Genomic DNA, 9,815 nt, shown 5'->3' with positions numbered 1-9,815 from the left:
GGACGCTGGTAGCGCACCCCGGTCGCCACCATCGCGTCGTCGATGACGATCTCGGCGACCCAGCAGTCGGTGCGCACGTCGAGGTTGGGCCGGGATCCGAGAATCGGGTGCAGGTAGGCGTGCGACGTCGACATGCGGGTGCCGTCCTCGGACGCGTTGATCTGGAACCACCCGGCCCCGTCGAGGACGCTCGTGCCGCGGTTGAACTGCACGGTCGGCAACCCGACCTTTGCCGCGGCCTCGAGCAAGGCGACGCCGCACGGATCGTTCGGTGGGACGTCGCGCAGCCGCACCGGACCGCTGCGGCCGTGCTGCTCGCCGGGGGCGTCGTTGTTCTCCACTCGCGCCACGAGCGGTAACACGTCCTTCGCGCCCCAGCCCGTCGCACCGGCCGCCGCCCAGTCGTCGAGTGTCTCGGCGGGTGGCCAGAACGCGATACACGAGTTGTGCGACGAGCAGCCGCCGAGCACCTTCGCCCGTGCGTGCCGCATGAAGCTGTTGCCCCGCTCCTGCGGCTCGATCGGGTAGTCCCAGTCGTATCCGGAGTCCAGCAGGTGCATCCACTGCGCCAACTCGAGGACGTTGCGGTCACCGACGTCGGACGGCCCGGCCTCCACGAGGCACACGGTCACCGACTGGTCCTCGCTGAGCCGGGCGGCGAGCACGCATCCGGCCGTTCCTCCGCCGGCGATCACATAGTCGAACACGGTGTCCGTCATGGCAGTTCACTCTCCGCCTCGTCCTTCGTCGTCGCGGCGTGCGAGGCGAGGCACCCGATGTGGTTGCGGCCCTTCACCGCGTACCAGAGGAGGCCGAGCCCGAGGATGATCCCGATGTAGACGAACGCACCCCACGTGTTGTACCAGGGGGTTCCGTACACCTCGGGGCGTGGCCACGCGAGATTGAGCGCCATTCCCACACCCCACAGCACGGCGAAGATGTTCACCGCCAGCCCCCACCGGCCCATCGTGAAGTAGCCGCTCTCGCCGAGTTCCTTCGGCGGCCACTGCCCCTGCAGTCGCTTCTTCAGCAACGGACCGGTGACCATGAGGTACGCGAGGTAGATCATGATGATCGCGATCGACGTCAGCACCGTGAAGATCTGCGGCTGACCGATGTTGATCACGAGAATGAACGCCGCGAGCAGACCGATCACGATGGCGGGGACCACCGGTGTCTGATGCTTCGGGTTGACGTGCGCCAGCCGCTCCCCGAAGGGCAGGGCGTTGTCGCGGGCCATCGCGAACGTGAGCCGGATGGCCGCGGCGTGCACCGCGAGCGAACACACCGTCACCGCGATCACGATGCAGACCAGGAAGATCTTGCCGAGCGGTCCCCACATCACCTGCTCGACGATGTACTGCAGGCCGCCCTCACTGCTGCCGATGAGCGGATCGTCGAGGTCGGGGGCCGCCATGACGGCGAACACCAGGATCGCCCCGCCGATCACGAAGGACGCGAGGATCGCCCGCAGGATCGCCTTCGGCGCCGTCCGCCGCGGGTCGACGGTTTCCTCGCCGAGCGAACTCGCGGTGTCGAAGCCGTACATCACGTACCCGGACGCGAGGGACGCCACGAGGAAGACGCTCAGATAGCCGCCGCTCTCCCCGGCGCCGTAACCGTGGGTGGAGAAGAACACCTCCGGGCCGCGGGTCATGTTGGCGGCGAGGATGATCGCGATCAGCACCGCGGCGATCAGTTCGACGAACACACCCGTGCTGTTGATGAGGGCCATCAGCTTGACGCCGAACGCGTTGACCGCCGTGGTGAACGCGATCATGATCGTGCCGAGAATGACGGCGTTGGTCGCGAAGTCGTACTCACCGCTGCCGTCACCGATGATCTGGAAGCCGCTCCACAGCCGCGGCAGGTTGAGTTGCAGCGCGAGCACGACCGCGGAGAGCGTCACGATCGACGCGGTGAGCATCAGCCAGCCCGACGACCAGCCCACGATCCTGCTGCCGAGCAGCTTGGCCCAGTTGTAGACCGAGCCGGCGACGGGATACTTGGCCGCGAGTTCCATGAAGCACAGGGCGACGGCCATCTGCCCGACGAACACCATCGGCCAGGACCACAGATACGCAGGCCCCGCCGTGCCGAACCCGAAATAGAACAACTGGAACGTGCCGGTGAGAATCGAAATGTAGCTGACTCCCGCCGCGAAACTGGCGAACTTGCCCAGACTGCGGTCCAATTCCTGTTTGTACCCCAGTTCGCCGAGCCCACTGTCCCCCGGCTCACCTCCGTCACCCACTGCACCGTGCCGAGTAGCCATGGTTCTCTCGCCTCTCCGTGCGCCGGACTAGCCGTTGTCGAACCACCCCGCCGCCGTGGGCGAGGTGTTGTGCCAGATGTGTTTGGTCTCCTGGTATTCCGCCAGACCGGTGGGGCCGAGTTCGCGCCCGTTCCCCGACATCTTGAATCCGCCCCACTCGGCGGCCGCGGTGTAGTAGCCGAAGTCGTTGAGCCACACCGTTCCGTGGCGCAGACCGCGCACCATGCGTTCGCCCCGGGCGCTGTCGGCGGTCCGGACGCCCGCGGCGAGGCCGTACTCGGTGTCGTTGCCCAGTCGCAGCGCCTCCTCTTCCGTGGTGAAACGCTCGACGGTGAGGATCGGCCCGAACGTCTCCTCCTGTACGAGGCGCATGGTGCGGTCACAGTGATCGAAGATGGTGGGCAGGTAGAAACTCCCGTTCGCCAACGCGGGATCCGACGGCCGGGCACCCCCGGTCACCAGCCGGGCACCCTCGGAGCGTCCGAGTTCCACGTACTTTTCGACCTTCTCCCGGTGGGCCTCGGATACCAGCGGGCCCGTTCGGCTCGCCGGATCGAGGCCGTTGCCCATCCGGATCTTCTCCGCCCGGGCAGCGAGCGCGGCGACGAACCGGTCGGCGATGGATTCCTCGATGATCAGGCGGGTTCCCGCCGAGCACACCTGACCGGAGTGCAGGAACACACCCGTGAGCACCTGGTCGACGGAGTCGTCTCCGTCCGCGTCGGCGAAGACGATGTGCGGATTCTTGCCGCCGAGTTCCACGGCCACCTTGGTGACGTTCTTCGCCGCGGTCTCGAGGATGACGCGTCCGGTCGCCAACCCTCCGGTGAAGGAGACGAAGTCGACGTCGGGGGTTCCCGTGAGTGCTGCGCCCAGGACGGCGCCGCTGCCCTGCACGAGGTTCACCACCCCGGCCGGAACCCCGGCTTCGGCGATCAGCGCGGTGAACGCGATGGTGCTGAGCGGGGTCACCTCGCTCGGTTTGAGGACCATCGTGCACCCCGCCGCGAGCGCGGGCGCGACCTTCCACGAGATCTGCAGCAGCGGGTAGTTCCACGGTGCGATGAGCACGCACACGCCGATCGGCTCACGCACCACCCGGCTGATCACGTCGGGACGGCCGACGTCCACCAGACGATCCGCCTCGACCGCGGCGAGTTGCGCGTAGTACCGGAACACCGACACCACGTCGTCGATGTCGATCCTGCTCTCCTCCAAAGTCTTTCCGGTGTCGAGCGTCTCGATGCGGGCCAGGGTCTCCTTGTCGCGTTCGAGCAGATCGGCGATCCGCGCGACGATCGCGGTGCGCTCGGCGACGGGCGTGTGCGGCCAGGTGCCCTCGTCGAACGCGGCGCGGGCCGCGGCGACAGCGCGGGCGGCGTCGTCCGGGGAGGCCTCGTCGACGGTGGCGACCACCGACCCGTCGGCCGGATTGATGCAGTCCCGGGTCTCGCCGGAGCTGGAGCGGATCCACCGCCCGTCGACGAACAGGCCCGTGTTCAGAAGGTCATCGATCGACTGGTCCCGCATCACTCAACTCCGTGTCTCGCCGGAACGAACGCACCCCCTCCACGGTATGCCGTCGGAGTCGCGGTGGGCGGGGTTCGCCCGACACATGTCCGATTCGCCTGGGAATCCGCGAACGGGCAGGGTGTGTCCGGTAGCCGGACGCGCGTGCGCCTAGCGGCTGCGATAGCGTCGTCAGGCGAACTCTTCGCACTTTCCCGGACAGGACACACCTAGAAACGGAGCACCCGTGGTCGCGATCGGCAACTCGGATCTGGACATCTTTCCCCTGGCCCTCGGTGGCAACACCTTCGGCTGGACCAGTGACGAACCGACGTCGTTCGACATCCTCGACGCGTTCGCCGCGGGCGGCGGCAACTTCGTCGACACGGCGGACTCGTACTCCGCGTTCGCCGAGGGCAACTCCGGCGGCGAGTCCGAGACCGTCCTCGGCAACTGGATGGGGTCCCGCCACAACCGGGACCACGTCGTGATCGCCACCAAGGTCAGCCAGCACCCGGAGTTCAAGGGACTGGCCCCCGCCAACGTCCGGGCAGCGGCGGAGGCGTCCCTGAAGCGGCTGCAGACCGATTACATCGACGTGTACTACGCGCACTTCGACGACGCCGACACTCCCCTCGCGGACACGCTCGGCGCGTTCGACAAACTGGTCCGCGACGGACTCGTCCGGCACGTCGCCATCTCCAACTACTCCCCCGAGCGCATCCGCGAGTGGCTGTCCCTGACGGCCGAGCACGGTTTCGCCGCCCCGATCGCGCTGCAGCCGCACTACAACCTGGTGCACCGCCACGACTACGAACCCGAGGTGGCCGCGCTCGCGACCGAGAACGGCCTGGGCGTTTTCCCGTACTACTCGCTCGCGGCAGGTTTCCTCGCGGGCAAGTACCGCACCCGGGCCGACCTCGAGGGCCGGGCCCGCCAGCGGATGGCGACCCGCTACCTCTCCGAGTCCGGTCTCGCCGTCGTTGACGCCCTCGCCGAGATCGCCGACGCGCACTCCGCGGAGATCTCCACCATCGCCCTCGCGTGGCTCCTGACCAGGCCCGGCATCACCGCGCCGATCGCGAGCGCGAGCCGCCTCGAACAGCTTCCCGCCCTGCTCGACGCCCCGACCGTGACGCTGACCGCGTCCGAGATCAGCCGGCTCACGACCCTCTCGGACGCGATCGGGGCCTGACCTCAGCTCAGCAGCTTGCTCCGCAGCCGGTCGACCGTCGCCGAACTCAGACCCAGCCCGTCGGTGAGGTAACGGTCGACCGTGCCGTACTGCTCGGCGAGCCGGCCGAGTCCGGCCTCGAGGTAGCTGCGGTCCACACCCAGCAGCGGCTGGTAGATCTTCGCCACCGCCTCGCCGCGGCTGGCGGCGATCTGGTCGTACGTGACCTTCATCGACGCGGCAGTGTATTCGTTGGTGAGCAGATAGTCGTCGAAGATGGTGTCCTGCGGAACCCCGGCGACGGACAGCAGCAGGGCGGACGCCCAGCCGGTGCGGTCCTTGCCCGCCGTGCAGTGGAAGACCTGCGGTCCGTCGGTGTCGGCCAGTGACGTCAGAAGTTGCGCGAACCCGGCCCGGGTCGCCGCGTCGTCGACGAAGCTGCGGTTCATCTGCTGCATGAACGCGACGGCGTCGTCGGGCGACTTCAACTGCGCGACAGCGGCACCCAGATCACCCGACAGAATCGGGATGCCCTGGTACCGCGGTCCGGCAGGGAGCCGGTCGGGCTTCGCCGCCACCTCTTCGACGGTCCGCACGTCGTACACCGCGGTCAGCCCGAGTCCGGTGAGGACGGCGAGATCCTGATCGTTCGGAACCAGCGCGTTCGAACGGTAGAACAACCCACGCGTGACGTGTCCCCCGCGGGCGGTCGCATACCCCCGGCCCGATCCTCCGACGTCGCGGAAGTTGTCGACCGACGCCAGTCGCGGCGTCTCGACGACCGGGCCCGCGCTCCCGAAATCGGACGAACCGAAATCCGGGAGGCTGATTCCGGGCAGCGAGAACGGGTCCGCCGACGCGAGCGCAGGCGCGCCGAGACCCGCGAACAGCACGCTGCCGGTGATCAGCACCGCGGCGGTGGAAGTGACACGTCGAGACATGGAAACCCTTTCGATGGTCTGTCGGGGAGATCCGCCCCTCCGGCATGTCCGGAACGTCAGCGGGTAATCCACATCACAGTGGTCCGGCGTTTCCCGTGGCTACGAGTTGTTCCGATCACCGGGAGAACCCGTTTCCCGCAGGGGCCGCCCACAGCAGACTCGGGCCGTCGGCAGCCGAGGTGCCCGGCGAACGTGACTTTTCGAGGACGAGGATGTGAGCTGAGATGACCGAGACCGCACAACAACTGGCGGGGAAGGTTGTGATCGTGACCGGGGCGGCGCGGGGGCTCGGCGCAGCCTTCGCCCAGCGCATCGTCGACGAGGGCGGCAGCGTCGTCGTCGGTGACGTTCTCGACGACGACGGCCGCGCGACGGTGGAGCAGCTCGGCGACCGGGCGCGCTACTGCCACCTCGACGTCACCGACCCCCAGCAGTGGCAGGCCGCGGTCGACGTGGCGACGAGCGACTTCGGTCGCGTCGACGGCCTCGTCAACAATGCGGGCATCTCCACCGGCCAGTACATCGAGCACGAACCGCTCGAACACTTCCGGACGGTCCTCGACATCAACCTGACCGGCGTGTTCAACGGCCTGCAGGCCGTGATCGGCCCGATGCGCGCCGCCGGCGGCGGATCGATCGTCAACATCTCCTCGGCCGCCGGGCTGATGGGACTCGCCCTGACCGCCGGCTATGGCGCGTCCAAGTGGGGCGTGCGCGGGCTCACGAAGATCGCCGCCGTCGAACTGGGCGCCGACCGGATCCGCGTCAACTCCGTCCACCCCGGCATGACGTACACCCCGATGACCGCGGGTCTCGGAATTCAGCAGGGCGAGGGCAACTACCCGAACACCCCCATGGCGCGGGTGGGGGTGCCCGAGGAGATCGCCGGCGCCGTCGGATTCCTGCTGTCCGACGCGTCCACATACGTCACGGGGGCGGAACTGGCCGTCGACGGCGGCTGGACCGCCGGACCGACCGTGAAATACGTCATGGGCCAATGACATCGAATTCGGAACCACACGAGGAGCACAGACGATGAATCGTTTCGACAACCGGCGGATCCTGGTGACCGGCGCGGCGTCGGGTATCGGCCAGGCCACCGCCCTCCGCCTGCTCGAGGAAGGCGGCACCGTCGTGGCAGCCGACGTCTCCGAGGACGGCCTCGCGCGGACCACGGAACTCGCCGAAGCGGCTGGCACGGCGGTCCGCCTCAGCGTCGCCGCCATCGACATCGGCGAGGAGACGTCCGTCGTCGACGGCGTGAGCCACAGCGTCGAGAACCTGGGCGGATTGGACGTGCTCGTGAACGCCGCGGGCATCCTGCGCGCCTCGCACACCCACGAGACGCCCTTGGACCTGTGGAATCAGGTGATCGGGATCAACCTCACCGGCACCTTCCTCATGGTTCGCGAATGCCTGCCCGCGCTGCTGCGCAACGAGCGCAGCGTGGTCGTGAACTTCAGTTCCACCTCCGCCGCGTTCGCGCATCCGTACATGGCGGCGTACGCCGCGAGCAAGGGCGGCATCCAATCGTTCACCCACGCGCTGGCACTCGAATACGGCAAGCAGGGTCTGCGTGCCGTCGGTGTCGCCCCCGGCAGCATCAAGACCGGAATCACCGACGCCACCTCCGGATACGTTCCGTCCGATGCCGATTGGGGCCTGTTCGCCAAGCTGTCCCCCATCCTCCCCACCACCCTGGAATCGGGCGGCGCGGCCATGGGCGGACCCGAACAGGTCGCGGGAGTCGTCGCCATGCTCGCCTCCGACGACGGCGCGTTCGTCACCGGAACCGAGATCCGCATCGACGGCGGCACCCACGCCTGAACGGAGAACCCTTGCGCCGGCGACGGCGGCACGTAGGTTGGACACATGAGCCTCCCCACTCCTGCCGCCGATCGCACCGCGCTCGTCACCGGAGCGTCGTCCGGGATCGGTACGGCCCTCAGCCGTGAACTCAGCCGCCGCGGGCATCAGGTGGTGCTCGTCGCCCGCCGGGCCGAGAAGTTGGAGGAACTGGCCACCGAACTGCGGGCCGCGGGCGGCCGGGCGCACGTGCTGGGCGCCGACCTGTCCGACCGCTCGGCCCGGGCGACCCTGCTCGACCGGGTCGGCGAACTCGGACTGACCCTGGACATCCTCGTGAACAACGCCGGCCTGTCCACGCTCGGCCCGGTGGCCGCGTCCGATCCGGAGGCCGAGATGAACATGATCGAGGTCGACGTGACGGCCGTCGCCGACCTGTGCAGCCGCGCCCTGCCGGGTATGGTGCAGCGGCGTCGCGGCGCGATCCTCAACGTCGCGTCCACCGGGGCGTTCCAGCCGCTGCCCGGGCAGGCGGGGTACGGCGCCTGCAAGGCATTCGTCCTCTCCTACACCGAAAGCCTGACCGGCGAACTGAAAGGCACGGGGGTCACCGCGACCGCACTCTGCCCCGGACCCGTCGACACCGGATTCGGCGAGACGGCCGGTTTCGCGAAGGAGGACGCGGAGGCCGCGCTGCCCAGCTTCATGTGGGAAAGCCCCGAATCCGTGGCCAAGACCGGCATCGACGGGCTCGACAAGGGACAGATGGTCGCCATCCCCGGTTTCGCGAACCGGGCGGCGTCCGTCTTCGCGCGCCTCGCCCCGAACAGGTTCCTCGTTCCCGTCCTGGCCAGCCGTCATCCCGGTTTGCGGACGTAGGCGCCGCCCGTCGGTTTCCGCCGATACCCACCGAGCCCAGTCCGCTCGCGCCGTTCGACAACCAGAACTTCCTCACTCCGACCGATCTCGACTACTGGAATCCGTTCGTCAGCGCGAACCGGCTCACCTCGCCGTTCGGAACCACCAACCGCATCGTCTGCACCGGGTTCCACGGCGTGCTGCTCGATTGCTGGCAGGCCGACCGGAACGGGCAACCCCACAAGCTCGTCAAACTGTCGCTGGACTTCCCCGGGTCGCTCGGCGCCTCGCTCCCGGGCGGAGGTCCCGGGCATTTCGTCTACCCGGGTTTCATTCCGGGCAGCTGAGACCGATTACAACGGGTCGCCCTCGACCCGTCCAGCCGGAAGCGTCCGGCCACAGATCGTGAGTGCGAGATCCTCGCCTGCGCCGCTCAATTCGGCACCCGACCCGTACGACCAGCCGAGGTCCGTGGCCCGCAACCGACGGCCCTCGATGTCGACACCGAAATTCGAGTGCCCACCGCCGGCCGTGAGGTCGTTGAGGACGACGCGGATGGTCGCCTCGGGTACGCGGCGCGGCACCCCCAGCGGCACCGTGACGTCGAGACCGTGGATCACCACATGGTTGAGCGCGCCGTGATAGCCGCCGCCCGGCGGAGTCCACCCGCGCATGGTGTCCGAGCGCAGGTCGGCGACGAGATCTGCCGTTGCCAATTCGGCGTCACTACGGGCGATCTCGTTGGACAGCCGGGTGAAATCGAACTCGCACTCACGCAGACGGGTCATGAACCGCTCCTCGGAGTACCGCGCCGCCATGGTGACATGTGCGACCACTTCGCGAATCCGCCAGCCCTCGCACAGCGAAGGCGTGTCCCACTCCGCATCCGAGATCCCGTCGAGGAGCTCGGCCAGGTCCGAGAACTCGATCGCAACCGCACGCTGCAGGACGGCATCATCGGTCATCGCAGTCAGCTCCCATCAGATGTGTTCTCCACGATCACCGTAGACCGAAACCGCCGAGTATTGCGCCAGTCGAACATGATTGGTAGAGTCGAACATATATTCGAATGACCTTGGGGGAGGTTGGTCATGGGGGAAATGAAGGCGCCGGATCTGGAGGAGTTGCGGGCGTTCACGACGCGATTGCGGTGCGTCGAGGCGTGTGGCGATGCCGGGTTGGGGATCGAGTGGATCGACGCGGTCGAATCGTTGAAATCGGTGGGGTGTGCGGTGCAGGCGGTGGTCACCGA

At 68.0% G+C, this 9,815-nt stretch carries 10 protein-coding genes and 1 pseudogene; 6 read left to right on the top strand and 5 right to left on the bottom strand.

Annotated elements, in window-relative coordinates; translation table 11 throughout:
• From MLGJGCBP_RS10940 to MLGJGCBP_RS10930, 3 genes are all read right to left on the bottom strand, one after another.
• Positions 1 to 719 (bottom strand): GMC family oxidoreductase N-terminal domain-containing protein (locus MLGJGCBP_RS10940; RefSeq protein WP_201453025.1); only part of this gene is annotated, 719 nt, incomplete at its 3' end.
• Complete coding sequence (locus tag MLGJGCBP_RS10935) at positions 716 to 2,275, bottom strand: APC family permease (RefSeq protein ID WP_160095506.1); 1,560 nt, start codon at positions 2,273 to 2,275, stop codon at positions 716 to 718. The genes MLGJGCBP_RS10935 and MLGJGCBP_RS10940, both read right to left, overlap by 4 nt.
• A 27-nt stretch (positions 2,276 to 2,302) precedes the next feature.
• Positions 2,303 to 3,805, bottom strand: coding sequence for an aldehyde dehydrogenase family protein (locus MLGJGCBP_RS10930; protein ID WP_160095504.1), 1,503 nt, complete (start codon positions 3,803 to 3,805; stop codon positions 2,303 to 2,305).
• Positions 3,806 to 4,031: 226 nt separating this feature from the next.
• Here MLGJGCBP_RS10930 and MLGJGCBP_RS10925 point away from each other — a divergent pair, with 226 nt between their 5' ends.
• A complete protein-coding gene (locus MLGJGCBP_RS10925) occupies positions 4,032 to 4,979 on the top strand; it encodes an aldo/keto reductase (protein ID WP_160095502.1) in 948 nt (315 codons plus the stop codon).
• Positions 4,980 to 4,981: 2 nt separating this feature from the next.
• Here the strand turns inward: MLGJGCBP_RS10925 and MLGJGCBP_RS10920 are convergent, their stop codons facing one another.
• Positions 4,982 to 5,899 (bottom strand): tyrosine-protein phosphatase, encoded by a 918-nt coding sequence (locus MLGJGCBP_RS10920; protein WP_160095500.1) that lies wholly within the window; start codon positions 5,897 to 5,899, stop codon positions 4,982 to 4,984.
• Between the two features lie 224 nt (positions 5,900 to 6,123).
• Here MLGJGCBP_RS10920 and MLGJGCBP_RS10915 point away from each other — a divergent pair, with 224 nt between their 5' ends.
• Genes MLGJGCBP_RS10915 through MLGJGCBP_RS10900 form a run of 4 tightly spaced genes read left to right on the top strand, consistent with a single transcriptional unit; the run spans position 6,124 to position 8,910 of the window.
• Positions 6,124 to 6,900, top strand: a complete 777-nt coding sequence (locus MLGJGCBP_RS10915) for an SDR family oxidoreductase (protein ID WP_160095498.1) — start codon at positions 6,124 to 6,126, stop codon at positions 6,898 to 6,900.
• 34 nt (positions 6,901 to 6,934) lie between these two features.
• Positions 6,935 to 7,726: an SDR family NAD(P)-dependent oxidoreductase gene (locus tag MLGJGCBP_RS10910; protein WP_160095496.1), complete on the top strand. Its 792-nt coding sequence runs from the start codon at positions 6,935 to 6,937 to the stop codon at positions 7,724 to 7,726.
• 45 nt (positions 7,727 to 7,771) lie between these two features.
• The gene (locus MLGJGCBP_RS10905; protein ID WP_087557116.1) at positions 7,772 to 8,584 is read left to right on the top strand and encodes an SDR family NAD(P)-dependent oxidoreductase; all 813 of its coding nucleotides are present in this window, start codon (positions 7,772 to 7,774) and stop codon (positions 8,582 to 8,584) included.
• A 23-nt stretch (positions 8,585 to 8,607) separates the two neighbouring features.
• Positions 8,608 to 8,910, top strand: coding sequence for a hypothetical protein (locus tag MLGJGCBP_RS10900; protein ID WP_236581029.1), 303 nt, complete (start codon positions 8,608 to 8,610; stop codon positions 8,908 to 8,910).
• A 6-nt stretch (positions 8,911 to 8,916) separates the two neighbouring features.
• Here the strand turns inward: MLGJGCBP_RS10900 and MLGJGCBP_RS10895 are convergent, their stop codons facing one another.
• On the bottom strand, positions 8,917 to 9,528 hold the full coding sequence (locus MLGJGCBP_RS10895) for a maleylpyruvate isomerase family mycothiol-dependent enzyme (RefSeq protein ID WP_160095494.1): 612 nt from the start codon (positions 9,526 to 9,528) through the stop codon (positions 8,917 to 8,919).
• 126 nt (positions 9,529 to 9,654) lie between these two features.
• Here MLGJGCBP_RS10895 and MLGJGCBP_RS10890 point away from each other — a divergent pair.
• Positions 9,655 to 9,815, top strand: a pseudogene (locus MLGJGCBP_RS10890) (HNH endonuclease); the annotation flags it as partial.

Origin of the sequence: Rhodococcus sp. T7 (genome assembly GCF_009872365.1) — a bacterium.
Lineage (GTDB): Bacteria > Actinomycetota > Actinomycetes > Mycobacteriales > Mycobacteriaceae > Rhodococcus_F.
Note: the sequence above shows the minus strand (reverse complement) of the source record. Positions and strands in the feature narration are given on the sequence as shown.